The sequence below is a fragment of the Arthrobacter sp. T2-23 genome (assembly GCF_055398325.1).
This window is the reverse complement of sequence record NZ_AP027917.1, coordinates 2,073,562-2,099,919: the sequence shown is the minus strand read 5'-3', so window position 1 is coordinate 2,099,919 and position 26,358 is coordinate 2,073,562. Positions and strand designations below refer to the sequence as shown.

The 26,358-nt window shown below is 68.1% G+C and carries 20 protein-coding genes; 8 read left to right on the top strand and 12 right to left on the bottom strand.

Annotated features, from left to right (window positions below; translation table 11 throughout):
* Positions 1–2: 2 nt before the first annotated feature.
* Both ACZ5Z0_RS09710 and ACZ5Z0_RS09705 read right to left on the bottom strand, forming a co-directional pair.
* Positions 3–947 carry an ABC transporter ATP-binding protein gene (locus ACZ5Z0_RS09710; RefSeq protein ID WP_464108231.1) on the bottom strand — a complete coding sequence of 315 codons (945 nt, stop codon included), beginning with the start codon at positions 945–947 and terminating at the stop codon, positions 3–5.
* A gap of 126 nt (positions 948–1,073) precedes the next feature.
* The gene (locus ACZ5Z0_RS09705; protein ID WP_464108230.1) at positions 1,074–2,576 is read right to left on the bottom strand and encodes a bifunctional phosphatase PAP2/diacylglycerol kinase family protein; all 1,503 of its coding nucleotides are present in this window, start codon (positions 2,574–2,576) and stop codon (positions 1,074–1,076) included.
* Positions 2,577–2,614: 38 nt separating this feature from the next.
* Here ACZ5Z0_RS09705 and ACZ5Z0_RS09700 point away from each other — a divergent pair, with 38 nt between their 5' ends.
* The gene (locus ACZ5Z0_RS09700) at positions 2,615–3,331 is read left to right on the top strand and encodes a phosphatase PAP2 family protein (RefSeq protein ID WP_464108229.1); all 717 of its coding nucleotides are present in this window, start codon (positions 2,615–2,617) and stop codon (positions 3,329–3,331) included.
* Here the strand turns inward: ACZ5Z0_RS09700 and ACZ5Z0_RS09695 are convergent.
* From ACZ5Z0_RS09695 to ACZ5Z0_RS09675, 5 genes are read right to left on the bottom strand one after another with little or no spacing between them, the layout of a single operon-like run.
* Entirely contained in the window at positions 3,264–4,451 is a 1,188-nt protein-coding gene (locus ACZ5Z0_RS09695) for an MFS transporter (protein WP_464108228.1), read from the bottom strand. The genes ACZ5Z0_RS09700 and ACZ5Z0_RS09695 overlap by 68 nt on opposite strands.
* A 28-nt stretch (positions 4,452–4,479) precedes the next feature.
* The gene (locus ACZ5Z0_RS09690; RefSeq protein WP_464108227.1) at positions 4,480–6,162 is read right to left on the bottom strand and encodes an ABC-F family ATP-binding cassette domain-containing protein; all 1,683 of its coding nucleotides are present in this window, start codon (positions 6,160–6,162) and stop codon (positions 4,480–4,482) included.
* Positions 6,163–6,212: 50 nt separating this feature from the next.
* On the bottom strand, positions 6,213–8,189 hold the full coding sequence (locus ACZ5Z0_RS09685; RefSeq protein ID WP_464108226.1) for a penicillin-binding transpeptidase domain-containing protein: 1,977 nt from the start codon (positions 8,187–8,189) through the stop codon (positions 6,213–6,215).
* 51 nt (positions 8,190–8,240) lie between these two features.
* Positions 8,241–8,897, bottom strand: a complete 657-nt coding sequence (locus ACZ5Z0_RS09680; RefSeq protein ID WP_464108225.1) for a response regulator transcription factor — start codon at positions 8,895–8,897, stop codon at positions 8,241–8,243.
* Entirely contained in the window at positions 8,894–10,207 is a 1,314-nt protein-coding gene (locus ACZ5Z0_RS09675) for a sensor histidine kinase (RefSeq protein ID WP_464108224.1), read from the bottom strand. The genes ACZ5Z0_RS09680 and ACZ5Z0_RS09675 overlap by 4 nt, the downstream gene beginning before the upstream one ends.
* A gap of 196 nt (positions 10,208–10,403) precedes the next feature.
* On the opposite strand from ACZ5Z0_RS09675, the gene ACZ5Z0_RS09670 reads away from it, so the two are divergent.
* Positions 10,404–11,498 (top strand): ABC transporter permease, encoded by a 1,095-nt coding sequence (locus ACZ5Z0_RS09670; RefSeq protein WP_464108223.1) that lies wholly within the window; start codon positions 10,404–10,406, stop codon positions 11,496–11,498.
* A gap of 63 nt (positions 11,499–11,561) precedes the next feature.
* Positions 11,562–12,257, top strand: a complete 696-nt coding sequence (locus tag ACZ5Z0_RS09665) for an ABC transporter ATP-binding protein (protein WP_464108222.1) — start codon at positions 11,562–11,564, stop codon at positions 12,255–12,257.
* On the opposite strand, the gene ACZ5Z0_RS09660 is transcribed toward ACZ5Z0_RS09665, so the two are convergent.
* The 5 genes from ACZ5Z0_RS09660 to ACZ5Z0_RS09640 all read right to left on the bottom strand — a co-directional run bounded on the left by ACZ5Z0_RS09660 (position 12,254) and on the right by ACZ5Z0_RS09640 (position 18,197).
* Positions 12,254–13,693: a phytoene desaturase family protein gene (locus ACZ5Z0_RS09660; protein WP_464110761.1), complete on the bottom strand. Its 1,440-nt coding sequence runs from the start codon at positions 13,691–13,693 to the stop codon at positions 12,254–12,256. The genes ACZ5Z0_RS09665 and ACZ5Z0_RS09660 overlap by 4 nt on opposite strands.
* Positions 13,694–13,698: 5 nt before the next feature.
* The gene (locus ACZ5Z0_RS09655) at positions 13,699–15,168 is read right to left on the bottom strand and encodes a glycosyltransferase family 87 protein (protein WP_464108221.1); all 1,470 of its coding nucleotides are present in this window, start codon (positions 15,166–15,168) and stop codon (positions 13,699–13,701) included.
* Positions 15,169–15,320: 152 nt separating this feature from the next.
* Positions 15,321–15,470 (bottom strand): hypothetical protein, encoded by a 150-nt coding sequence (locus ACZ5Z0_RS09650; RefSeq protein WP_464110812.1) that lies wholly within the window; start codon positions 15,468–15,470, stop codon positions 15,321–15,323.
* 669 nt (positions 15,471–16,139) lie between these two features.
* Entirely contained in the window at positions 16,140–16,724 is a 585-nt protein-coding gene (locus ACZ5Z0_RS09645) for a histidine phosphatase family protein (protein ID WP_464108220.1), read from the bottom strand.
* Entirely contained in the window at positions 16,725–18,197 is a 1,473-nt protein-coding gene (locus ACZ5Z0_RS09640) for a CCA tRNA nucleotidyltransferase (RefSeq protein ID WP_464108219.1), read from the bottom strand.
* A gap of 170 nt (positions 18,198–18,367) precedes the next feature.
* Here ACZ5Z0_RS09640 and ACZ5Z0_RS09635 point away from each other — a divergent pair, with 170 nt between their 5' ends.
* From ACZ5Z0_RS09635 to trxA, 5 genes are all read left to right on the top strand, one after another.
* Positions 18,368–18,916 (top strand): NUDIX hydrolase, encoded by a 549-nt coding sequence (locus tag ACZ5Z0_RS09635; RefSeq protein WP_464108218.1) that lies wholly within the window; start codon positions 18,368–18,370, stop codon positions 18,914–18,916.
* Positions 18,917–19,029: 113 nt separating this feature from the next.
* Positions 19,030–21,111, top strand: coding sequence for a murein biosynthesis integral membrane protein MurJ (gene murJ / locus ACZ5Z0_RS09630; RefSeq protein ID WP_464108217.1), 2,082 nt, complete (start codon positions 19,030–19,032; stop codon positions 21,109–21,111).
* A 171-nt stretch (positions 21,112–21,282) separates the two neighbouring features.
* The gene (locus tag ACZ5Z0_RS09625) at positions 21,283–22,866 is read left to right on the top strand and encodes an ABC transporter substrate-binding protein (RefSeq protein ID WP_464108216.1); all 1,584 of its coding nucleotides are present in this window, start codon (positions 21,283–21,285) and stop codon (positions 22,864–22,866) included.
* A 181-nt stretch (positions 22,867–23,047) separates the two neighbouring features.
* Positions 23,048–24,004 (top strand): thioredoxin-disulfide reductase, encoded by a 957-nt coding sequence (gene trxB / locus ACZ5Z0_RS09620; RefSeq protein WP_464108215.1) that lies wholly within the window; start codon positions 23,048–23,050, stop codon positions 24,002–24,004.
* A 38-nt stretch (positions 24,005–24,042) separates the two neighbouring features.
* Entirely contained in the window at positions 24,043–24,369 is a 327-nt protein-coding gene (trxA, locus tag ACZ5Z0_RS09615; protein WP_138767913.1) for a thioredoxin, read from the top strand.
* Positions 24,370–26,358 lie beyond the last annotated feature (1,989 nt).

Sequence of the window (26,358 nt, the reverse complement as noted above, 5' to 3'; positions counted from 1 at the left end):
GCTTAGTGGCCTCCGGTCTGGGCGGGGGCATTGGCGCCCGTGGTGATCAGCGAGTGGTATTCGACCTCATCCTTCGTCAGCTCCATGTAGGCCTCCTCGAGGCTGGCCTGGAGCGGGGTGAGTTCGTAGATCATGACGTGGTTGTCGAGGGCGGTACGGGCGATGTGCTTCGGTTCCAGCCCCTTGACCTCCAGGAGTTCGTTGTCCTGCACCTCCACCGAGACACCGGAGCCGGCCAGCAGGCGCATCAGGTGGTCAGGCTGGTCGGTGCGGACCCGGGTGCGGCCTTGCCCCTTGCCGTTGACGATCTCCTGAATCGGGGCGTCAGCGATGATCCGGCCGCGTCCGATCACAATCAGGTGGTCCGCCGTGACGGCCATTTCGCTCATCAGGTGGCTGGAGAGGAACACGGTGCGGCCCTCGGAGGCGAGGTACTTGACCAGGTTGCGGACCCAGACCACGCCTTCCGGGTCGAGGCCGTTGACGGGCTCGTCCAGGATGACGGTCTGGGGGTCGCCCAGCAGCGCCGCGGCGATACCCAGCCGCTGGCCCATGCCGAGGGAGAATCCGCCCACCTTTTTCCGGGCCACCTCGGCCAGCCCGGTCATTTCGATGACGTCATGCACGCGCTTCTTCGGGATGCCGTGCGTAGCGGCCATGGCGAGCAGGTGGTTGTACGCCGAGCGGCTGGTGTGGACCGCCTTGGCGTCCAGCAGGGCGCCGACGTCGCGCAACGGGGCGTGGTGCCGGTTGAAGGGCACACCATTGACGGTGACCGATCCCGACGTCGGCCGGTCCAGTCCCATGATCATGCGCATGGTGGTGGACTTGCCGGCGCCGTTGGGGCCCAGGAAGCCGGTGACCCGCCCGGCCTCGACGGTAAAATTGACTCCGGCGACGGCAGTCTTCTCGCCGTACACCTTCGTCAGGCCTCGTGCTTCGATCATGGAAGCGTTCCTTTGCGTAGCGTGTGGTTGTGTACGCCCCACGCTACCGAGGCAATGCCGCAAATTCGCCGTTCTCAGGGTTGTTTCAGGGGCGAATCAGGGTGGTTGCCAAGGAATGGCACGCGCTCAGTCGTTCTGTTGCGGCGTGTAATACACCAGGCCGCCGTGCTTGACCGAGAACTCCACGGCACGGACAGCGGGCATGACTTCGCCGTCCACCGCCAGCACCATCGTCGAGTCGCCCGGTTCCACCCGGATCCGGCTGGCTTCGCGCAGGTGGGTGATCCGCGAGGTGGCCACGGTGCCGGTCAGTACGGCCCACAGCAGGCGCAGCCGCGCAAACGACTCGTCCGCGGTGATCATGCGCAGATCCAGCACGCCGTCGTCGAGCACCGGCCGGACCAGCGGCGCATGGTCGCGGGGATAATAGCGGCCGCGCCCGACGTACAGGATCCAGAGCTTGTGCCGCACGCCGTCCACCACCAGTGTGCTCGGGGTGCCCGCGGCGAAGGTCCGAAACATGGCGACGACCCCGGCCAGCGGCTTCCCCAGGGCCGGCTGGAGTTGTTCCCGGCGCCGCACGAGGTTGGGGTAGAGGCCGATGCTGGCGGTGTTCAGCATGGTGATCTCTAGCTTCTCGGGGCTGTCCGGCAAACCCCGTTCCACCGCGACGTGGCCGATGTCGGCCCGCGCCGCCTCCCCGTTGCTTGCGGCGTCAACGGCGATCTGCAGGGTGGGGGTGCCGGCGTCGCGGGCAAAGTGGTTCAGCGTTCCGCCGGGCAGCACCAGGAGCGGCACCGAGTGCTCGACGGCGGCCGCGGCGGCGGTGCCCACCGTCCCGTCCCCGCCCCAGACGCCGAGCGCGACGACGCCGGGCCGGGTCGCCACGGCCTCGATTTCCGCGGCGACATCCTCATCCGGCCCGATCTCCTTTATATACGCCTTTGGGAATACTTCTTGCAGGGCTTCGGCTGTTTCCTCGGCGTAGGAGCCGCCCAGCGTGTTGACTGCGATTCCGAGCCCCTCGCCGTCGGGGAGCGCCGGCGCCGGAACGGGGGTGCGCCGGACCGCGGGGAACGGGGGCCGGACCGGCCACCAGGAGCGCGTCACGAGCGCCGCGCCCGCCCCGATCGCGGTGCCGAAGAAGACATCGGAGGGCCAGTGCGCACCGGTGTGGACCCGGGAGTAGGCAACGCCGGCGGCGACGGGCGCCACCGCGGCGCCCAGCCCTGGCCGGACCAGCCCCACACCGAGGGCGAAGGCAGCGGCGGAGGCGGAATGCCCCGAGGGCATGGAGGAACTGGTGGGCTGCGGGTGGACGAAGCGGAAGACCGGGAGATGCTCGGGCAACGGTCTGGCCCGCGGCAGCAGCGCCTTGAAGACCAGGTTCGTCACCGCGGAGGCCACGCCCTGCGCCAGCACTCCGTGCAGTGCCGCCCGCCGGGTCCTGCCGGGAAAGAGCGCCATCACCGCGGCTATTCCGAACCAGAGCTTGCCGTTGTTCGCGGCCGCCGAGAGCCGCCGGAAGAAGTCATCGTGGCCTCCGCCGGGTAACCGGGAGACGGCCCCGACCAGTTTCCGGTCCAACTTTTCGAGCCGGCCAGGCGCTTTTCTCAGCATGCTTCGCATTTCCCCAGCCTACTGCCGAGCGCCGCTAGGATGAGGCGATGACCCGAGTGTTGGATCCCCGGCATGTTCCCACGGGCCGCCTCCTCGCGGCCTGCACCGCAATGCTTACCGTCGCGGCGGTGTTGGGCGGCCTGCTGCTCGCCGACGCCGCCAGCCCGCCGTTTCTGGGCCTTGACCACGCCTGGGCCGGGTTTATCAGCGGCCTGCGAAGCCCCTTCTGGGACGGAACCAACGCCTTCCTGAACATCGCCGGGTACCGCGGCGTGCTGCTGCTCCACGGGCTGCTGGTTGTGGCGCTTCTGGTCCGACGGCGGCCGCGGGCAGCCATCTTCAGCGCGGCGGCCGGGGTGGCCGTACTAATTTTGACCCAACTCCTCAAGGCCACCCTGCTGCGCGAACGCCCGCACAACACGGTGGTCCTGACCGATACGGGGTCCTTCCCCTCTGGGCACGTCGCCTCGACCACGGCCTTCGTCCTGGTGCTGGCCCTTCTGATGGCGAAGGCCTGGGTCTGGCTGGTCGCCGGGGCCGGCACCGTGGCCATGATGATCAGCAGGACGTACCTGTCGGCGCATTGGCTGACGGACACCGTCGGTGCGCTGTGCCTCGCCGCGCCGCTGGTGCTGCTGCTCTGGCTCGGCTGGCAAAAGAGCTGCATCAGGGAGAACGCCGACGCCAGGCGGCTGCTTAGCTGGCGCGCAAGGGCCTCGCGGCGCCGGCGAGCAGCAGCGCCCCCAGAATCGGCACCCCGATAGCGAGCAGCGCCAGCCGGATCCCGGTCAGGTCGCCGAGGTAGCCCAAGAGCGGCGGTCCCGCGAGGAACGCGACGTACCCGATGGTGGAAACCACCGAGACGCGCGCCGCGGCGTACTTGGGGTCGTCGGCCGCGGCGGACATCCCCATCGGAAACGCGAGGGCGGCGCCAACGCCCCACAACGCCGCGCCGGCGGTGGCGAGCCAGATGTTCCCGGCAAAAACGAAGAAGCCCAGTCCGGCAGCTGCGGCGGCCATGCTGGCGCGCAGCACCGTCACCCTTCCGTACACGTCAATCGCGCGGCCGCCGAAAAAGCGCATGGCGGTCATCGCCAGCACAAAAGCCGCGAAGAGCAGGGCCCCGGTGGACTGTTGGGCGCCCAGGCCGTCCACGGCGGCCTTGGCGATCCAGTCGTTGCCTGCACCCTCGGTCAACGTGGCGCCCAGGACGACGACGCCGATCAGCAGGGTGCGGCCGTCCCGCCAGGCCGAAGCGGCCCGTGGCTTCCCGGCTTCGCCGGCTGCCGGGCGCGGCTCCGGGGCGTGCGGGAGGAAGTACCGCGGGGCCAGCGTGGTCAGGACCGCGACGACGGCGGCAATGGCCAGCAGGTGCGCCGGGAGCCCGACGCCGAGGCTGGACAGTCCAGCACCAACCAGCGCACCCACGAAGGCGCCGCCGCTGAAGGCCGCGTGGAACTGCGGCATGATGGTGCGCCCCAGGCGGTGTTCGACGTCGGCCCCTTCAATGTTCTGGGAGACGTCCCAGAGGCCGATGCCGATGCCGAGGAAGAAGAGCGAGACGGCCGTTCCGGGAACGGCTGCGCCGGCGAGGGACAGCGCCACGCCGGCACCTGCGACGGCGGCCAGCAGGCCGGCGGCGCGCACGGTGTTGGCGGTTCCGAGCCGCCCCACCACGAACCCGGCGGTGGGCAGCGCGATCAAAGAGCCCACGGCGACGCACAGCAGCAGGGTTCCCATCTGTCCCGAGGTGATGTGCAGGATCTCGGTCACCGCCGGGATCCGGGCGGCCCAGCTGGCGAAGACGAGTCCGTTGATGCCAAAAACGAGGAAGGTCGCCCCGGCGGCGGCCTTCAGTTCCGGTGCGCTGGCGGTTCTGGTCATGGGTTCACTGCTCCCGGGTTGTGGGCTCTCAGCGGGCACGCTCGACGCGTTTTTCGTCCCAGACCGGTTCGGCCGATTCGTAGACCTTGCCGTCCGAGCCGAAGACCAGGAAGCGGTCGAAGGTCCGGGCGAACCAGCGGTCGTGGGTGACGGCCAGGACCGTTCCCTCGAAGTGGTCGATGGCCCGTTCCAGGGCCTCGGCCGAGTGCAGGTCCAGGTTGTCCGTGGGCTCGTCGAGCAGCAGCAGGGTGGCCCCGGAGAGCTGCAGCAGGAGGATCTGGAACCTCGCCTGCTGCCCGCCGGACAGGGACTCGTACTTCTGCTCCGACTGACCCGCCAGGCCGTAACCGTCCAGCGCGCCGGCGGCGGCCTCGCGGGCCAGCCCGGAGCGGTGTTCGTCGCCGCGGTGCAGGATCTCCAGCAGCGTCTTGCCCAGCAGGTCGGGCCGGACGTGGGTCTGCGCGAAGAATCCGGGCCGGATCCGGGCCCCGAGTTTTACCGTCCCCTCGTGCGGGACTTCGGCGATTTCGACGTCGGAGACCGGCAGGTGCTCGCGTTCCGGATCGGTGCCGCCGGTGGCCAGCAGCCGCAGGAAGTGGCTTTTTCCCGAGCCGTTGGAGCCAAGCACGCCGACCCGGTCGCCGAACCACACCTCGGTGGAGAACGGCTTCATCAGCCCGGTGAGCTCCAGCTTCTCCGCCACGATGGCGCGCTTGGCGGTGCGGCCGCCCTTGAGCCGCATTTTCACGTTCTGCTCGATCGGCAGCGCCTCGGGCGGGCCGGCTTCGAGGAATTTCGCCAGCCGGGTCTGCGCCGCGTGGTAGCGGTTGGCCATGTCGGAGCGGAACGCGGCCTTGTTCTTGTACATGTTGACGAGTTCCTTGAGCTTCACGTGCTCCTCGTCCCAGCGCTTGCGGAGCTCGTCGAAGCGGGCATTGCGGTCCGCGCGGGCGTCCACGTAGGAGCCGAAGCCGCCGCCGTGGACCCAGGCGCCGGCACCGTTGATGCCCGGTTCCAGGGTCACGATGCGGCCCGCGGCGTTGTTGAGCAGTTCGCGGTCGTGGCTGATGAAGAACACGGTCTTTTTCGACTCGTTGAGCTTGGCCTCGAGCCAGCGCTTGCCCGGGACGTCGAGGTAGTTGTCCGGCTCGTCCAGGAGCAGCAGCTCGTCCGGCCCGGCGAACAGCGCCTCGAGCACCAGGCGCTTCTGCTCGCCGCCGGAGAGGCTCGACGCCGGGCGGTGCTGTGCGCGGTCGAAGGGCAGGCCGAGGGCGGCCATGCAGACCTCGTCCCAGACGGTTTCGACGTCGTAGCCGCCGGCGTCGCCCCAGTCGACGATGGCCTGGGCATAGGCCATCTGGGTGGGCTCGTCGTCGTGCTCCATCATCGCCAGTTCCGCTTCGTCGACGGCGTGCGCGGCGGCCGCCAGCGCGGGCGGCGCGGCGGAGACCAGCAGGTCGCGGACACACGATTCGTCCCGTACCTGGCCGACGAACTGGCGCATGATGCCCATGTTCCCGGAGCGGCCGATCACGCCTTCGTCCGGGACGAGGTCCCCGGAGATGATCCGGAACAACGTCGTCTTGCCGGTTCCGTTGGGCCCGATCAGCGCCGTCTTCGTGCCGTCCGGGACCTTGAACGTCACCCCGTTGAGCAGCTGGGTGCCGTCGGAGAGGAAGTAGTCGATGCCGGATACGTCAATATGAGCCACACTGCAATCCTCCCACGGCCGGTGCGGCCGAAGGCTGCGGAACGCCTGCCTCAGCCGGCGGCGGTGAGGAACTCCTTGAGCAGCGGCCCGGACGTGGTGGCGCCGAGGCCGCCGTCCTCGACGAACACGGCCACCGCGAGGTCCCCGTGAACGGCCACGATCCACGCATGGGTCTTGGGCGGGTTCTCCTTGCCGAATTCCGCGGTGCCGGTCTTGGCGCCCACGGGTGCGCCGGGCACGGAGGCCAGGAAGCCCGCGTGGCCGGAGGTCACCACGGCGCGCATCATGTCCGCCAGGGAGGCGGCTTCGGCGGCCGTCACCGGGGGGCCGGCGGACTTTGCGGGGGCGGGGGCCGACGTCGAGGGCTCGGCGGTGGCCCCGGCCGACGGCGCGGGGCTTCCCGCCGCGGCGGCGTTCGGGTTCAGGACCAGCACGGGGGCGACAGGGGCCCCCTTGGCCACCGAGCCGGCCATGATGGCCGCGGCGAGCGGTGACATCAGCACCTTGCCCTGGCCGATCATCGAGGCAGCGTGCTCGGTGCCGGCGGCCTCGCCCGGGACCGAGCCCAGGAAGGCCGCGGCGCCCAGCGAGGGCGCCTCCACGGCGACCCCCAGGGACGTAGCCGCCGATTCCAGCTGGGCCTGGCTGACCTTTTCCCGCGCGTTGATGAAGGCGGTGTTGCAGGAGTGCGCGAAGGCGTCCCGCAGGGTGACCGAGCCCAGCGAGGATGCTGGGTAGCCCTCGGCGTTCTTGAACGTCCGGCCGTCCACCGTGAGGGTGGCCGGGCAGTCCACCGTGGCGTCCGGGGTCATGCCGTTGCGGAACATAGCCAGCGAATCCACGATCTTGAAGATGGACCCTGGGGCGTACTGGCCAAGCATGGCCGTGTCATAGCCGTTGCTGCCGGGCCCCGAAGCGGCGGCCAGCACCGCTCCGCTGGAGGGCCGGAGCGCCACGATGGCCGACGCCGGGCCCACCTTGGCCAGGGTGTCCTCGGCCAGCTGCTGCAGCTTCGGGTCGAGGGTCGTCTTCAGCGGGGTTCCGGGTTTCATCGGTTCCTGGAAGAGGACACGGCGGCCGCCGTTGAGCTGGGCCTGGCGCTGTTCCGCCGTGAGGCCCGCGGTCTGGGCAAAGACCTGGACGCCGTCCGTGCCGCGCAACTGGGCATCGTATTGCTGCTGCAGGCCGCCGGTGCCCGTGCTGTCCCCGGCCTTGAGCGCACCGCCGGATTTCTCGATCTGTTCGGCGCTGGCCTCGCCCACGCTGCCCAGCAGCGCGCGGGCAAAGGTGCGGGAGGGCGCGAGGGGGAGTGAATCGGCGATCGCGCGGGCGCCCGGCACTGCGGCGATCTGCTCGTCGGTGATGGTCCGGCCATCCTGGCGGAGGGTGATGGCGGTGACAAACGCCTCGGCGCCGGCTGCCTGGACCTGCTGGGTGTAGGCGGCGGGATCGGCGCCCACCAGCTGGGCGAGCTTGGCCGCGGAGGCGGCGGGGTCGGCCGAACCCAGCCGGGGCTTGTCGATGCCGACGTGGACCACGGGCCGGTAGGTGACCAGCTTTGCGTCGGCGGCACCCAGGATCTCGGCCCGTTGCGGCGCCTCGGTCGAGGTGCCAAGGATTTCGGTGTCGGCCAGTCCGGGCACAAGCAACCCCGGGCTCCACACGGTGAGCCATTTGTCGCCCGACTTCTTCAGCTGGGCGGAGACGGAGTACTTCCATTCGGCGGCGCCGATCTTCCAGCTGTACTCCAGGGGCACGGTCGCGGTGGCGGCGTCCAGTTTGAGTTCGCCGCTCTGGACCGCCGGCCTGACCGGGTCCAGCCCCTTGAAGACCTCGTGGAGCTTCTCGTTCGCCGCGGCGGAGTCCTTGCCTTCAAAGGGCACGGCTCCGACGTCGAGCGCGGCAACCGCGGACGCGAGCTGCTTCGCGGCCTCCTGCGCGCCGGCCCGGCCGTCGTCGCAGGCCACCAGCGAGGCGCCGAGAAGAAGGCCTACCAGGCCCAGTGAAAGCTTTTGAATTTTCCCCATTCGCGCCATTATGCCCTGTGCCAGGGACATTGCCGTGTCACCGGGTCGGTCCTAGCCCCGACGGATGATCCGCCGCTGCGTCGCCACGGCGATGGCGGCGGTGCGGTTGTCCACGCCGAGCTTCCCGTAGATATGCACCAGGTGCGTCTTCACCGTCGCCTCCGAAATGAACAGCTTCCGGGCGATGGCCCGGTTACCCAGGCCGGTGGCAAGCAGCTCCAGCAGCTGGATCTCCCGGGCGGAAAGGGCGGGCGCGGGGTTCCGGATCCGGCCCAGCAGCCGTGCGGCGACCTCCGGTGCCAGCGCGGTCTGGCCCGCGGCGGCAGCCAGCACCGCCTGGCGGATCTGCCCGGGCGGCGCATCCTTGAGCATGTAGCCGCTCGCGCCGGCCTCCACCGCGGCGAGGATGTCCGCGTCGGAGTCGAAGGTCGTGAGGATCAGTACGGGCGGTGCCGGCGTCCCGGCCTCGCCGGCCTTGATCCTGCCCGTCGCCGTGACTCCGTCCATGCCGGCGCCCATCTGCAGGTCCATGAGCACGACGTCGACCGGCTCGCCCAGGGCGTTCAGACTCGCCAGCGCGGCGAGGGCGGCGGCGCCGTCGGCGGCCTCCGCGGCGACGGCGATGCCCTCGAAGTCGGCCAGCATGGCCCGCAGTCCGGCCCGGACCACGGGATGATCGTCGACCAGCAGGACGCGGATCTCTTTCACCGTCCCCCCTTCCCGGGCGCACCGGCCGGCGTCCCCGGTGGTGTTCCCCCCTCGAGCGGCAGCCGGATCGCGACCACGGTCCCCTCGCCGGGGGCGGACTCAAGGTCCAGGGTCCCGGCCAGCGCCGCCACCCGGTCCCGCAGCGACAGCAGGCCGAAGCCGGATCCGTCGGCGCGGTTAGGCACCGCGGCGGGGTCAAAGCCGGCGCCGTCGTCGAAGATGTCCATGGCCACCTCGGAGCCCAGGAAGGACAGGGTCACGACGGCGGTTCCGGCGTTCGCGTGGGTCCACACGTTGGCGAGGCTGGACTGGGCAGCCCTCAGCAGGGTGGTCCGGTACGGGTTGGGGAGGTCCGCAGGGGTGCCCTCGACCTCAAGGCGGCAGCTCAAGGCCGCGCCGCGGGCGGCGGCCTCCGTTTCGGTCTGCGCGCACAGCCGGCGCAGGCCGTCCACCAGCGAACTTTGCTCGAGGTCGGGGGACTGCAGGCCGCGGACAAAGTTGCGCGCCTCGGCCAGGTTGGCGGCGGCGGTGTCCTGGACGGTCCGGAGCCGGTTCCGGGCCAGTCCCGTGTCGCCGGCGTCCAGCGCCTGTTCGGCCGAGCGTCCCATCAGCACGATGCTGGAGAAACCCTGGGCCAGGGTGTCGTGGATTTCGTGGGCCAGCCGGGTCCGCTCCGCCAGCGTCCCGGCGTCGTGCTGGCTGCGGGCCAGTTCGGCGCGCGTGGCGCGGAGTTCCTCGGCTGCCAGCCGTTGATTCTCGGCCTCCAGGTACAGCGCCCGGTAGGCCAGCCCGGTGACCACGGCGAAGGCCGCGCCAAAGGCCGGCCCGAGCACCATTGGCAGCTGCAGCTGGCTCCCGGCCGGCCCGCCGTTGTGGAACCACAGCGCCGCGACCACCATCATGGTGCTGGCCCCAATGGCGGCCAGCGCCGGCCCCCGCCGAAGCACGTGCAGCTGCAGGAAGAACAGCGGGAAGGCCAGCCAGACGAAGTCCGCGCTGCCCCAGACCAACAGCAGCCAAAGCAGGCACACCGCGGCCAGCCACCAGGCGGACAGCGGCCGTGGGTCGAAACGGCCGGGCCGGACGGAGTGGCGTTTCTCCAGTACCGTGCCCGCAAGGTAGACGCCGGCAAGGCAGAGCACCAGGCCGACTTGGAGCCACGCCGCCCCGTGGACCCCGGCGGCCAGCAGCCGCACCAGCGCCACCAGCAGCAGCACGGCAAAACCCACGTGCAGGCTGACCCGAAGGACGCGGAGGATCACGGCCGCGCCGGTGGAGTCGTGCTCCGCAGCGCCGCTTAGGTCCTCCATGCTTTCAGCCTAGCCCGGAGCCGGCCGCAGGCCGGACAACAAAGCCGGACAACGGGCGGCGGGCGGCCACAATCAACCTTTTGGTTGACCGGCGGATCAACCGGGTGTCCGCCCCGGACCATCCGGACGCCCGATGTCAGGCCGCTCCCGCGGCGCCAGAGTGGAAGGACGCCATTAACCACCGCAAAGGACACCCATGTTTCTCGCCATCCGCGACATCCGCTTCGCCAAGGGCCGCTTCGCCCTGATGGGCGGCGTCGTTGCCCTGATTACCCTGCTGCTCGTGATGCTCTCCGGACTCACCGCCGGACTCGGCAACCAGTCAACGTCCGCCATTGCCGACCTGCCGGCCGATCACATCGTTTTCGGTGCACCGGCCGGCACCAGCCCGAAGGCCTCCTTCACCGAATCCGAGGTCACCGGCGCCCAGTTGGCCGCCTGGGCCGCCCGCGACGGCGTCAGCAGGGCCGAAGGGCTCGGCATCAGCCAAACCCGCCTGCAGGCCCTCGGCGCGGGCGGAGACCCGGCCGGCACCGCCAACGTGGCCGTCTTCGGCGTCGACTCCGGCGGCCGCCTCGCGCCGGCCCCGGTCGGCGAGGGCACGGTGGTGGTGGGGTCCGGACTCGCCAGGGAGCTCGACCTCGCCGTCGGCAGCCGGGTTTCGGTGGGCGGCACCGACCTCGCGGTTTCGGCCGTGGTCCAGGAGCAGTGGTATTCGCACACCGGCGTCGTCTGGACCACCCTGGCCGATTGGCGGAAGCTGGCCCATCTGGCCGGAGGGAACGCCGTCGCCACCGTGATCGCGGCGAGCTTCGACGACGGCGGCGCGGATGTCCCGGCGGCGGACGAGGCTGCCGGGACGGTCAGTGCCAGCCGGGAGGGTTCCTTCCAGGCGCTCGGCTCCTACCGCAGCGAGAACGGGTCCTTGATGCTCATGCAAGCCTTCCTCTACGGCATCTCGGCGCTGGTGATCGTGGCGTTCTTGACCGTGTGGACGGTGCAGCGCACCAGGGACATTGCCGTCGTGAAGGCCCTCGGCGGTTCCTCGGCGTACGTGCTCCAGGACGCCATGGTGCAGGCGGCGGTCGTCCTCGTCACCGGGGCCGCCGCCGGAGGGGCGGCCGGCGTGGTCGGCGGCCTGCTGGCCGCACAGGCGGCGCCGTTCCTCACCACCGTGCAGACCACCCTGCTGCCCGTCGCCGGGATTGTGGTCCTGGGACTGGCCGGCGCGGAGCTGGCAGTGCGCGGCATCGCCCGGATCGACCCGCTCCTGGCACTCGGCGGCAACTAACACCCGTCCATCCCGCCGGTGCGCCGCCCCGGCCGCTAAAAACATTCTCCGAAAGGCATATTTATGGAACCCGACCTGAAGCTCAGCCATGTCACCCTCGAATACCCCGACGGCGAGGGCACCTTGCGTGCCCTCGACGACGTCAGCCTGGAACTGCGCCGCGGCGAATTCGTCTCCCTTGTGGGCCCGTCAGGTTCCGGAAAGTCGTCGTTGCTGGCCGTGGCCGCCACGTTGGTGCGCCCCACCGCCGGATCCGTCCTGGTGGCGGGCCAGGATGCTGCCGCGCTTCCGGACGCCGGGCGGACGTCGCTCCGCCGGGACAGCATCGGGATCATCTTCCAGCAGCCGAACCTGCTGCCGTCGCTCACCGCGGTGGAACAGCTTCTGGTCGCCGCCCATCTGCGGGCCGAGCCCTTGGGCGAGGCACGGCGGAAGGCCGTGGAGCTGCTAGGACGGGTTGGCCTGGCGTCGGTGCTCGACAAACGTCCGCACCAGCTCTCCGGCGGGCAGCGGCAGCGCGTGAACATCGCGAGGGCCCTCATGGCCAGCCCGGCGGTGCTGCTGGTTGACGAACCGACGGCGGCGCTGGACCGCGGGCGAAGTGAGGAGATTGTCCGGCTGCTCCGCCAGGTCACGGACGAATTCGGCGTGGCAACCCTGATGGTCACGCACGATACAGGGCTGGTTTCCTTCACCGACGCCGTGGGGACCATGCGGGACGGCCGCCTCTCGGCGGGGATCCTGGCCGCCGCGTCCTAGAACCCCAGCGCCGGCGCTGTCAGTCCGAATATGTCCTTTAAGGCATGTTTGGCCGCGTGGAAACCCGGCATACCGGTGACACCGGGCCCGGGCGGGGTGGACGAGGAGCAGAGGTACAGTCCCGGGACGGGTGTGCGCCACGGTACGGGTCCCAGCACGGGGCGCCGAAGCAGGCCGCGCAGATCCATCACCCCGGCGCTGAAGTCGCCGCCAACGTAGTTCTCGTTGTATTCGGCCAGTTCCGCGGCCGTCGTCACGCGGCGGCCCACGACCAGGTCCCGGAAACCCGGGGCGAAGCGCTCCAGCTGCGCCGTGACTGCCTCGCCCATGTCCACCGTGGATCCTGCGGGAACGTGGCAGTAAGTCCAGAGAACCTGCCGGCCGGCGGGGGCACGTCCCGGATCGAAGCGGGAAGGCTGGGAAACCAGGACATAGGGCCGCCCGGGATGCCGGCCGGCAGCCACAAGGCGTTCGGCAGCGGCGGTTTCGGCCCGGGTGCCGCCCACGTGAACCGTGCCGGCATCGGCGAGTTCGGGGGCGGCCCACGGCACCGGGCCGGACAGGATGAAATCGACCTTGCAGGCGGCGTTGCCAAAGCGGAACGACTCGAGCGCGCGGCGGTACCCGGCCGGAAGCCGGCTCCCGGCGATCCGAAGCAGTCCCGGCGGGGCTACGTCAAGCAGCGTGGCCTTGACCGGCGCCAATTGCGCCAGGGAGCCGATCCTCGCCCCGGTTTCCACCACACCGCCGTGGGCTTCGATGTCCGCCACCATGGCCCGGGCGATCGCCGCCGAGCCGCCCACCGGGATGGGCCAGCCGCCGGCGTGGCCCAGCGCGCCCAGCAGCAGGCCGGCTGCCGCCGCGGGCAGCGTCGGCAGGGGAGCCACCGCGTGGGCGGCCACCCCGCTGAGCAGTGCCGGTGCGAGCTCATCGCGGAACCTCAGTCCCCACAGGGCAGACCCCTGCTCGATGGTCCGCAGTCCGAACACGGCGGCCGCCAGCGGGTCACGGGGCACCCGGAGCAACTGGTTGAGGGTGAGATCGGCGATGCCGTCCAGCCGGTCAAGCAGGGGCGCCATGAGCCGGCGGTAGGCCAGGCCGTCGCGCCCCAGGGACGCCGCGGTCCGTTCCAGCGAGCGGTACCCCAGCGCGGCACGTCCGCCGTCGAGGGGTGCGCCGTGGGAGAGGTCCGGGACCTCCAGCCGGAGGCGCCGCGACAGTTCGAACTCGCGGAAGAACGGCGACGCCAGGGCCATCGGGTGCACCGCTGAGCACACGTCGTGGAAATGGCCGGGCTCGATGAGCTCCGCGGTGCGGAGTCCCCCGCCCACGGTCGCGGCCGCCTCGTAGACGTGCACCGCCAGCCCGGCCCGCGCCATCGTCACGGCGGCGGCCAGCCCGTTGGGCCCGGAACCTACGACGGCGACGTCGGGCACCCGGATCAGGCCCCGGTGCGGGCGCGCCGCCACGGCAGCACGGATGCCGAGGGGCGCAGGAGATCCAGCCGGAGCCAGTCCGCGGCCCGGTCGAAGGGGCCGCCGTGGGGATCATCAATGCCGTGGCGGCGAATGACGTCGTATCCCGGGTCGCAGATGTCCCACACCACCCGCGCCATCAGGTAGCCGGTGGCGAGCATGTGGGCCAGGACGGCGAGGACGTAGTAGGGCATGTCAATGTTGTGCTGGGCGGCGCCGCCGCTGGTGACCTGGCCGAGGTACATCCAGATGGCGGCCCAGTGCAGTCCCTCGACGGCCTGCCAGATGAGGAAGTCGCGCCACCGGGGCCGGGCCAGGGCCAGCAGCGGGATCAGCCAGATCACGAACTGCGGCGAATACACCTTGTTGGTGAGGATAAAGGCGGCCACGATCAGGAACGCCAGCTGGGCCAGCCTCGGCCTGCGCGGGGCCGCAAGGGCCAGGACCGCGATCAGCACGCAGGCCGCCAGGAAGAGGTTGAGGGCCGAGGCGTTGATGGCCTCGGCCTCCAGCGGCTTCCAGCCCAGGCGTCCGGCCACGAGGTTGTAGGCGAACCAGGGGGAGCTGTAGCCCGCGGGCCGTGACTCGGTGAACTGGTAGAAGTACTTCCAGCCGGCCGGGTCGCTGGTGGCAGCCGGGATGTTCACGGCCAGCCAGGTGGCGGCGGCGGCAGCGGCGGTGACAAGGAAGGCACGGACCTTGCCGGTGCGGATTGCCAGTAGCACCACCGCACCGAGCACCAGCAGCGGGTAGAGCTTGGTCGCGGTGCCGAGTCCGATACAAAGGCCGGCGAGCACCAGTTTGTTCTTCGAGAAAAAGTACATGCCAAGGGCCAGCAGCGCGACGGCCCACATGTCCCAGTTGATGAAGCCGGCGAGGACAATGCCGGGGGCGAGGGCCACCATGGCGGCGTCCCAGGCCCGGCGCCGCGCGGTGCGTGCGGTGGCCAGTGCGGTGACGATCCAGACGGCGGCGATCAGGGTGGCGTTGACGTCAAAGTAGGCCAGGACGCGGGAATCGCTGACGCCGTGGCCGGGGACCAGGAGGGCCGTGGCCCCGGCGATGAACCCCATCAGCACGGGGTATTCGAAGAAGCTGCCTGCGGTGACGAAGGGAAAGGCGCCGTCGCCGAGTCCACGGTTCCGGAACAGCTCGGGGAAGTCCGAATAGCAGGTGGCGTAGAACTGGCCGGGGGATTCCCAGCCGTTGCCGCGGCAGTAGCTCTTGAGCAGGATCCCTAGCAGGGCGGCGAGGACGGTGAGTAGAACCAGGACACGTTCAACGGTGAAGAAGCCGGGGGAGACGATGCCGGGGGCCGTCCGCCGGCCAAGGGGGCCGCCGATGAGTTCGGTGAAGTTCCGCAGCAGCACGTCACTGCGGCTCGGGACTACCAGTCGGGTCCGCTTGCGGTTCCCCGGCGGCTTTGTCTCCTGCATGCCTCGAGCTTACCGGGGCGGCCGGGCGGTTAAACGGGGGGAGCCCACGCGTCGCCGCGTGGGCTCCTTGCAGACCAGTTCCAATCGCTGTCACCAGTTCCCCCTTCGCTGGGCGCATTTCTCTGCCCGCTCGGGGCCGGATCGCCGCGACATCAGCGGAGACGTCCCAGCTGGTACATGGCGAGGAAAACCTCTTCTCGCCGCTGTTCCAGCAGCTGGCCGTTGAACTGCGTCCCTTCCCGGCGAAACGGGGTCGGGTTGAAGACAAGTACCCCATGCAGTTTTCGGATCATGGTGGTCACCTCCCTTCCAGGGTTCCGGCGGAGAGATTGGCGCCGCCGGGTGGCGGCCCGTGCGGTTGGATTCGTTGCGATAGTCACGCTGGACCTTTCATTTGCAGAAATGGAAAACAATTGGGCATGCCAATTAGAGGCCTTTAAAATCGGTGACATGAGCCCCGAATTGGGTGCGGAAATGCCGGGTGCTAATGAGGTGGTTTCGCGGCTGTCAAGAACAACCACGAACGAATGGGCCCCGTACGCAATGCGCTACAGCCCCAACAAGAAGCTGGGTTCCGAACTATGGGGTGATGGCGCAACCGCGAGGGTCCGCTGGGTCCGACATTCCTCCCAGGCTTTCCGTCAAGGAGAGCCCTGGCAAACTACCGGCTCCGGCTTCAGGCCGGGAGCGGGGGATTAGCGGGCGGAAAGTCCGACTTTCGGGCGCGGGGCAGCGTCAGAGGCCGGGGTGGCGGTGAGGGTGTACATCCATCCGCGAGTCAAAGTAATCATTTTCCCAACCTCCTTTTCTGTTCTGCCGTATCTCCGGCTGACTGGCCGGGGCGACGCGCGCCGTGACCCTGGCAAGTCGCACTGGGGTCAGGAATAAAAATACACCATGAATGCGGCCATTGACAACATAATTCATAAAGATTCTCGGAAAAACTTTTCCCCACGGACTATATACAGACTTTATAGTCCCCAGCGGACGACGGCCGGGGTCTTCTTATCCCAGCCCAGGGTGCACACTTTCGCCGTGCCAAGCACAAAGTGACGGCCCTCGTGGGCGTCGAGGCCAAGCCACCGCGCGGTCAGGATCCGGGAGAAATGGCCGTGCGCCACGATGAGCACATTGTCCAGCCCGGATTCAAGGACGCGTGCCACGATTTTGTCCGCGCGGGCCGCGACGTCGTCGAGGGATTCCCCGTTCGGCACCCCGTGCGTCCAGATCAGATAGTCGGGGTTGTCCTTGCGGATCAGATCGGAGCTGATGCCTTCGTACTCGCCGTAGTCCCATTCCACCGCGAGGGGTTCCAGCTGGGCGTCGGGGAAACCAGCCAGCTCCGCCGTCCGGCGTGCCCGGCGCAGCGGTGAGGTCAGCACCAGGTCGAAGTCGACGGCGTCGAGCACCTTCCGCGCCTCCACGGCCTGCTGCTCGCCTTCCACCGTGAGTGGAAGGTCGGTGAGGCCGGTGTACTGCCCGCTCTTGGACCATTCCGTTTCGCCGTGGCGCAGGATCCAGAGCTGGGGGCGGGGGCCGTTGGAAGGTGCAATCACTTAGGACTCCTCTGTCGGGGAAATGTCGACGGCGGCAGCTTCCGGCTGCGCCGCCCACCATTCGTGCAGCTTTGCTTCGGCAACGGCCGGATCCAGCGGGCCGTGTTCCATCCGCTCTTCCAGCAGGAACTTGTAGGCCCGCCCCACCACGGGACCCGGCTTGAGTCCCAGCAGGGCCATGATTCGGCCGCCATCGAGGTCGGGCCGGACGGCCTCGAGGGACTCCTGCTCCCGAAGCGCCGCGATGCGCGCCTCCAGGTCGTCGTAGGCAAAAGCCAGCCGCTCCGCCTTGCGCTGATTACGGGTGGTCACATCCGAACGGGTCAGGCGGTGCAGGCGCTCCAGGAGCGGCCCGGCGTCGGTGACGTAGCGGCGGACTGCTGAATCGCTCCAGCCGGCGTCGCCGTAGCCGTAGAAGCGCATGTGCAGTTCCACCAGCCTGGCCACGGCCTTGATGGTGTCGTTGTCGAAGCGCAGGGCTTTCATCCGCTTGGACGTCAATTTGGACCCGACCATGTCGTGGTGGCGGAAGCTAACCGCACCGCCGGGCTCGAAGCGGCGCGTCGCGGGCTTGCCGACGTCGTGCATCAGCGCCGCGAACCGCAGCACGAAGTCCGGGCCGGGCACGGGCCCGTCAGCCTCCGATTCCAGCGCCGCGGCCTGCTCCAGGACCTGAAGCGAGTGCTGGTAGACGTCCTTGTGACGGTGGTGCTCATCGGATTCGAGGCGCAGGGCCGAGACTTCGGGCAGCACGAATTCCGCCAGCCCGGTCTCCACCAGCAGGTCCACGCCGGTCCGAGGCCGGGCGGCGCAGATGAGCTTGACGAGCTCGTCGCGAACCCGTTCGGCGGAGATGATCTTGATCCGCTCCGCCATTTTTGTCATCGCCTGGCGCACGTCCGGGTGCACCGTCACGCCCAGCTGGGCCGCGAAGCGGGCGGCACGCATCATCCGCAGCGGGTCATCGGAGAAGGAGTCCTCCGGGGAACCCGGCGTGGCGAGCGTGGAGGAGTGCAGGTCCCGGACCCCGCCGAAGGGGTCGACCAGTTCCATCGCCGGCAGCCGCAGGGCCATGGCATTGATGGTGAAGTCCCGCCTCAACAGGTCGTCGGTGAGGGATGATCCGAACGCCACCACGGGCTTGCGCGACTCTGGATCGTAGGCCTCGGCGCGGTAGGTGGTGATCTCGATCTGGAACCCGGCCTTGCGCATGCCGATCGTTCCGAAGGCGCGCCCGATCTCCCAGTAGTTGTCCGCCCATTTTTTGATCAGTGCCACGGTTTGATCCGGCGTCGCGTCCGTGGTGAAGTCCAGGTCCGGTGAGACCCGGCCCAGGAAGAGATCACGCACCGGACCGCCCACCAGGGAAAGCTCATGACCGGCGTCGACAAAGCGCTGCCCAAGTTCGAGGACCACCGGGTCCACCTGGAAGTCGACGGTGTGGGAGTCAGTCTGGTGATGTGCGTGCGCCATAGTCTCTTAAGCTTGTCAGAAATCCCAGCCAGCACCACACTGGAGCCGTTCACGATCCGCCGGAGGCCGCCGCGCGGACGGGCAGGGAAGCCGCGCCGGTTTTCTGCCCGGCCACGTTCCCGTCATGTTTAGGTCATCAAGTCAGGGCAAGAGTCGTTAGAGTGGACTCCATGGCCCATCCCGTACCGAGCGCTCCCGGCAGGAGGACAAACGCACCGTTGCCATCGGCAATAGGTGCCAACGTCGCGCCTGCGCAGCACCCGGGACCGGCTTCGCTGCCGACTGTCGAGGAAATCTCTGCCGGCGGCGTTGTGGTGGACACCTCCGACGCAGAGTTGCGGGTTGCCATCATTGCCCGCCTCAACCGCGGCGGACGCCTCGAGTGGTGCCTGCCCAAGGGCCACCCGGAGGGCGAGGAAAGCAACGAGGAAGCCGCAGTCCGCGAAATCGCGGAGGAAACCGGGATCGAAGGCAAGATCCTGGCGCCGCTCGGAAGCATCGACTACTGGTTTACCGTCAGCGGGCACCGCGTGCACAAGACCGTCCACCACTACCTCCTGCAGTCCACCGGCGGGGAACTGACCATCGAGAACGATCCGGACCAGGAAGCCGTCGACGTCGCCTGGGTCCCGCTCCACGAACTGGCCCGCAAGCTCTCCTTCCCGAATGAGCGCCGCATCGCGGACCTCGCCCGGGAAGTGCTGCCCGAACACCGCTGAGGCATCCCGAGGGGCGGCCAAACGCCGCACCGGCCGCCCTCCACGGCGCCGCCCGAGGCGCTTCGGTGCCCGGATTGCGCACAAAGGCACGCCCGGGTGAGACGATGAAGACAATGTCTGCAGCCAAGCCCCCTTCAGAAAAGCCCGTCCCCTCCGGGGCGGCCGCCGCCCAGGCCGCCCATCCCGGAGAGGCGCGTTCCAGCGCCGTCATGGCCGCCGGAACGTTGGTTTCACGATTCCTGGGCTTCGGGAAGACCTGGATGCTGGCAGCGGCGCTCGGTCTCGGCTCGACGGTTACCGACACCTTCATCAACGCAAACAACCTGCCGAATCTGATCTTCCTGCTAGTGGCCGGCGGCGTCTTCAATGCCGTCCTGGTGCCCCAGATCATCAAGGCCAGCAAGGGACCGGACCGCGGCGCGGACTACATCAGCCGGCTGCTGACCCTGGCCGTGGTGGTGTTGCTCTCCCTGACGCTGCTGGTGACGCTGCTCGCACCCTGGGTCATTGAGTTGACCACCCAGGGCTACTCGCCGCAGCAGAAGTCGCTGGCCGTCTCGTTCGCGTTCTGGTGCCTTCCGCAGATCTTCTTTTACGGCCTGTACGCCCTGCTCACGCAGGTGCTGAACGCCAACGGCGCCTTCGGACCCGCCATGTGGGCCCCGATCCTGAACAACGTGGTCGCCATTGCGGGCCTGGGCATGTTCATCTGGATCCTCGGCGCCAACGCCGCCAACCCGCACACCCTCGACAACTGGGGCTCCTTCCAGACCTTCCTGGTGGCAGGGTTCTCCACCATCGGCGTCATCGCGCAGACCGCCATGCTGTTGGTTCCGGTCTTCCGGCTGCGGCTGGGCCTGCGGCCGCGCTTCGGCTGGCGTGGCGTGGGCCTGGGGCAGGCCGCGAAGCTGAGCGTCTGGACGCTGGCCACCGCCGCCACCGGCCAGCTGGCGTTCCTCTATGTCATGCGCATCGCCACGATCCCCGGCGCGGAGCGCCTCCGGCTCGAACGCGCGGGCGACCACGCCGCGGCGGCCACCCTCCCTGGCAACGCCGTGCTGGAAGTGGCCAGCCAGCTTTACCTGCTCCCGCACTCGATCATTGCGCTTTCGCTGGCCACGGTGCTCTTCAACCGCATGACTCGCGCCTCACAGGACGGCAACCGGGCCGAGCTGCGGCGGGCGCTGTCGCACGGTCTGCGCACCATGGCCGTGGCGACGGTCTTCGGGGCCCTCGCGCTCTTCGCCCTCGCCGGACCGCTGGGCATGTTCTTCTCCGGGGAACAGCGACAGGACGGCGTCATGCTGGCCCAAACGCTCACCATCCTGGCCCTCAGCACCCCGTTCATGAGTGCCAACTTCATGATGTCGAGGGTGTTCTACGCCAACGAGGACGCCCGCACCCCGTTCTTCATCCAGCTGGTGCTGGCCGCGGTCAACGTCGTGGCGGCCTTCTTTATCCAGTACCTGCCGTTCGACCAGATCATCTTCGCCATTGCCGTCCTCTACACCGGCGGCAACATCCTCTCGGTCATCGTCAGTGCGTTCTTCCTGCGCCGGCTGCTCGGGCACCTCGATGGGCCGCGGGTTGCCAGCTCCTACATCCGTATGGGCTACGCGGCACTCGGCTCGGCCCTGGCCGCCGCCGGCGCCTTGTGGCTCATGGGCAGCTACCGGCCCGACGGCTTCGCCTGGAGCAGCAGGCCCGCGGCCCTGGTGACGATCGTCGTCGTCGGCCCCGTCATGCTCGCCGTCTATTTCGTCCTGCTCAAGGCCCTCCGCGTCACGGAGCTGCAGGACCTGCTGCAGCCGCTGCTTGGCCGCCTCCGCCGTGCCCCCGCCGCTGAAACGCACCCCGAAACCGGTCCGGAAACCGGCGCCGGAGAGGCCGTGGCGCACGAGGCTCAGGCCCCCGCCCGTACGATGCCCCAGCGGGCCACCACCTCGGTGGACACCGGCCTGATCCCCCGGATCTCCGGCGAATTCGACGCGGCTTCCTTCCGCGCCGGCCCGGACCTCCGCGACGACGGCCGCGGCTGGGGGGCCGACGGCGACTACCTCCCCGAGGAGGAGCTTCCCAGCACCGCCCAGGCCAGCCAGGGCCGGTCCGAGAAACCCCTGCCCGGCCGCCGGACCTACCAGGGGCAGGCAGGCCACAACCCTTACTTCCCGTTCGGCCGGCGGAAGAAAAAATAACCCCACTGCGCTTCCGGATGCCGGAATCACGCGGCGCCGAGACTGCATCGGCTAGGATCGAAGACTAACAAGGGGAGTTGCAGACCTGGGGTCCACCATCTTACCGGGGGGCCTGCGATGACTGTTGACGTCATCAAGGCCGGCAGTTCCCGGACAGTCTAGGAGGAACCCGTGTCCCACCCGATCGATGTCGGATCAGTACTTGGCGGCCGCTACAAGGTCACAGCCACGGTACTGACCTCGCATGACCAGGATCTGGTGCTGGACGGCGTGGACCAGGTGCTCAACCGCCCCGTGAGCATCCTCGTTGCCGGCCCGGGAAACGCCGACCAGGTGGCCCAGAGCGCCCGCGAGGTGGCAACGGGTGAACGCCCCGGCCACGTCCAGATCCTCGACCTCGGGGTCAGCGACGCCGCCACCTACCTCATCACAAACCACACCTCGGCCGCCGACCTGCTGGACCTGGTGGTCAGTTCCAACCCGCCTTACGTCGAGCCCTTCTTCACCGACACGCTGGGCAGCGAAATCTTCGGCCAGGCGCGCTCCACGGAGCCCGAGACCTATGACGGACTCTACGACGACGAGGAAGTCGAAGCCGGGTACATCAACTACGGAGAACAGCAGCGCCAGGCTGCACTGCGACCCACGACGCCGTCGGCCCCTCCGCAGCGCGTTCCCACCCCACCGGCAGCCTCTCCGGCTGCTGGTGCCGGGGGCGCAGGCGCAGGCGCAGGTGCCCGTGGAGCCGGCGCTGCGGGGGCTGCGGGGGCTGCCGCCGCCGGAGTAGCCGCGGGCGCCGCCGCCGCAAACTCAGCCAGGTCCCCCAAGACCGCGCCGCAGGAGGCCACGCCGCAGCCAACGGCGGCCCACCCGGTCCAGCCCGCCCAGCCCGCAGCCCAGGCATCCCCGGCCGGGGAGAAGCCGAAGGTCTCCCTCTGGGAGGACGAAAATTACGATTACGCCGAGCCTGAGCAAGAGACCACCTCGTTGGAGACGGCCGGCTCAAAGGGCGCCGGCGGCGCCGCACGCTTCCCGGCCTTCGCCCGGAAGCGTGCGGCGGAGGACGACTACGCGGACTACGACGCCAACAACGACGACGAGCCCCGGCGCGAGCCGCGGTCCATGCGTTGGCTCGTGGGCGCCCTGCTGGCTGCCGTGCTGGTCATCGGCCTCATCTTCGCCGTCACCAATCTGGGCGGCCTTTTCAAGGGCGGCGCACCAGAAGCCGCCAAGACCACCACTGCCGCCGGTACCCCCACACAGTCGGGCACGGCGTCGGCAAGCCAAAGCGCGTCGCCGGCGGCAGTGCCGCCGGCCATTGAGTCCGTCACCCGCCAGGGCAACTTCGACTTCGCCGCCACCTACGACGGCGATCTGGTGAAGACCTATGACGGTAACGCCGCCAGCTACTGGTCCGACATGGAATTTGCCACCGACAGCTGGGGCGGCTTCGCGCCCGACGGCGTTCCGCTGATCGTGAAGCTTAAGGGTCCGGCCCAGATTTCCTCGGTGACCCTCAGCCAGCTCGGAGCCTCCGGCGGCAACATCAGCGTCTTCACCAATGACCGGCCCTCGCTGGACGGAGCCAAGCAGGTGGGCAGCAACAGCTTCACCTCGCCGGAGCTCACTATGCCGCTGCCGGAGCCCGTCACGGCCCAGTATGTGATCGTCTCCATCAAGAGCCTGCCCAAGCTGGCCGCACCCAAGACCCGCTACGGCTTCGGCTTGCGCCTGGCCGAGATCAAAGTCCAGTAACCGGCGCTCGTAACCCGGGGGCTGACACACCCCGGTTTCCTATGCCCACCGGTACCCTGAGTACTTGTGGATGCCCTCGCTGTGACCGGCATCAGCGGAATATTCGCGCCCGCACGGCAGTTGTGCCATGTGGCCGGCCATCCAGGCGGGCGCATCGACAAAGGAAGAGGTTCACCGTTCAGTGAGCAACGCAGAAAACACCGCGTCCGAAGTACGTGATGTCATCATCGTCGGCTCCGGCCCCGCGGGCTATACCGCCGCGGTGTACACGGCACGCGCCAACCTGAAGCCGCTGCTCCTAGCAGGGTCGGTGACCGCCGGCGGAGAGCTGATGAATACCACCGACGTCGAGAACTACCCCGGATTCCCGGACGGCATCATGGGCCCGGACCTAATGGAGAACTTCGAGAAGCAGGCCGAGCGCTTCGGCACGGAAATCCAGTTTGAGGACGTCACCGCACTGGATCTCGACGGCGACATCAAGACCGTGACCATCGGCACGGGGGAGACCTTCCAGGCCCGGTCCATCATCCTGTCCACCGGATCTGCCTACCGCGAGCTTGGCCTCCCCAACGAGAAGCGCCTCTCGGGACACGGTGTCAGCTGGTGTGCAACCTGCGACGGTTTCTTTTTCAAGGATCAAGACATCGCCGTCATCGGTGGCGGTGACTCCGCCATGGAAGAGGCTCTGTTCCTGACCAAGTTCGCGAAGTCCGTCACCGTGGTCCACCGCCGCGACACGCTGCGCGCCTCCAAAATCATGGCTGACCGCGCCCTGGCGCACGAAAAGATCAGCTTCATCTGGAACACCGGCGTGGAGGATGTGCTCGGCGAAGACAAGGTCACCGGTCTCCGGTTGAAGAACCTTGTTGACGGTACCGAGACCGAACTCGCCGTGACCGGCGTCTTCGTGGCGATCGGAAACGATCCCCGCACCGACCTCGTCAAGGGCAAGCTGGACCTTGCGCCCGAAGGCACCATCGCCGTCGAGGGCCGCACCTCCAAGACGAGCATCAAGGGCGTTTTCGCCGCCGGCGACGTGATCGACCCGACCTACCGCCAGGCCATCACCGCCTCCGGCTCCGGCTGCGTCGCCGCTCTCGACGTCGAGCACTACCTCGCAGACCTCCACGCCTAAACAGCGCGCGGCAAGCAACCCAAGAGAAAGACAAGGTTATGAGCAACGCTAAAGACGTAACAGACGCCAGCTTCAGCACCGACGTACTGGGGGCTGACAAGCCCGTCATCGTGGACTTCTGGGCAGAATGGTGCGGACCCTGCCGCAAGCTCGGTCCCATCCTCGACGAGATTTCCGTCGAGTACGCCGAGAAGGTCAATGTCGTCAAGGTCAACGTCGACGACAACCCGGCCATCGCGGCTGAATACGGCATCACCTCCATTCCCGCCGTCTACCTGTTCCAGGGTGGGGAAGTGAAGGGCACCGTCATCGGCGCCAGGCCCAAGCAGTTCTTCGAAAAGGAATTCGCCGACGTTTTGTCCTAGTCGGCAACACACTTTTCCGGATTGCCCCTGAAAGGGCGGATCCGAAAGGCGGCCCCCTCTCCAAGAGAGGGGGCCGCCTTTTAGTTTCCCCATGGTTCGACGTCTTAGCGGCCCACGGCGTCCGCGGATTCCGCGTCATGCCTCTGAACGGGGTCTTCAGGGCGCTTCAACACAAGGAGTGCAACTAGTAGCGATTGATTGAAGATATCTTCTGTGCTCAACGGCTCTGGCCTATTCGTCGTTTCTGTCCTGCACGTTAGGGGGCCGTACCCCAGGTTCTTTGGCGGCCGGCTTTCCACGCCGCTAGCTACTTTCGCGAAAATAACGGTAGGTTGCCTTCTGCGCGTCGCAAGTGCGTGGCACGCGCGTCTCCGTGGAGATGTCCCCGCGGCTCGTGCACCCTTCAGCGCGGTTCGAGGACATGACGCAGCCGGTCCGACGTCCTTGTTGGGAACCTGAGCCATGTGGGCGGGGCTATGCACTCAGCAGTATTTGGTCCCAGGGATACTGTCGCTGGACGGGTGTGGAGTCTAGATGAGGTTTCACGGTGGCAAATAAGCCTCACGGTACCGTTAGCGCCGATATGTTTCACGTGAAACACTGACCGCCGTTCCGCCACCCCGCGTCAATTTTGCGCAGCCCCGGGAACTAAAACCGTCAGCCTCTTGACTCGAGGTTCGGGACGCGACCGTCTCCTCAATACTTTTGCCGATATTGGGGAGTTCGTGCCGGCTAATTGTTGCTTGTGGCCTGGGAAAGCACGTGAACCACTCGGGCACGCGACGTCTACGGCATAGCGGACGTAGCGACCGCAAGGTTTCACGTGAAACACGCACCTAGGGGAGTATCTTTGCAGCCCTCCGAGAAATCCTCCTGCAGTTGCTTTAGAACCCCATGTACATCCATGGCATCTCTATTCCGGTATACACCCCTTCTAGGCGGACGCTATGAAGGCTCCAATACCCGTCCTTCCTTCACCGGATGGACGAGCCTTGGGCCGTGACCGTCTGACGCACTCTTCGATCGTGGGCGCCGCGGTGCCCGAAATATGCGGCAACTATGCCTGGAAACCGATGTCCGGCGACGTTTGCATTAATCCCTCAAGGAGTCTTCGGCCCGTTTCCCGTGAAACATCCCGCGCGCATGCTGCACGCAGCCATCGTGGTCCATTTCAAGTGTTCGTGAGCATCCACATCGGCCACCTGGATGGATTACCGATAGTCAGCTATCTAGTATCGCTTGTTAGGCACCCTTTGCGACTTAAGTGCCGCCGTGAGCTCGCCGCCGTTCGTTCGCGGCATATTCAGCCAAGTCGTGTGGCTGCCAGCGGCCTGTGACGGTCCGTTTCTGCGCCGCCCATGAAACCGCTAGGCCGAAGCTTGGCATCGTGCGGATTCAATCGTCACGCTGACATTGCCCAGGACGTAATACGTCGCATCTTCGGGTACACCGAAGCAGACCCGAGGAGACGCATGGAGCCACGCATCACTTAATGGAACCCCCGCTGGCTCCTGAACACCAAAGGGGGCGTGCGTCCCTCAATGGGGCAATGTTTCACGTGAAACGTGCGACCAAGACTTGCCAGTCAGCGAATCGACCACGGATCTTGGACGGGTCTCGCACCCAGACCGGTCGAGTGCCCTCATCCAAGGCCGATAAGCGTCCGAAGGGTACGGTGCGAAGGGCGGAACTGCCCGCTATGCGGATGGAAGTTAGAGCAATCGAGTTCCATGCCGGCCGACGTGCTGAGCTTGCTCCAGACCTGCGCCTCACCGAGCCAACGGACCGCCACGGTGATTTGAGACGCTCGCCCTCATCACCTCCAAGCTGCATGGCACCCGTCGCTGGATACTTGCGTGGAAACGCGAGGACGGTCCGGAGTACACGCCCGTCCACTTCCGGGAAGCGCCGGTCGGACGACTCCCGTGCGCCACTAGTGGGAGTCAGAGGGAGAGGGCTCGCCGCCGGAGGGGAGCGCCCAGAGAGTCT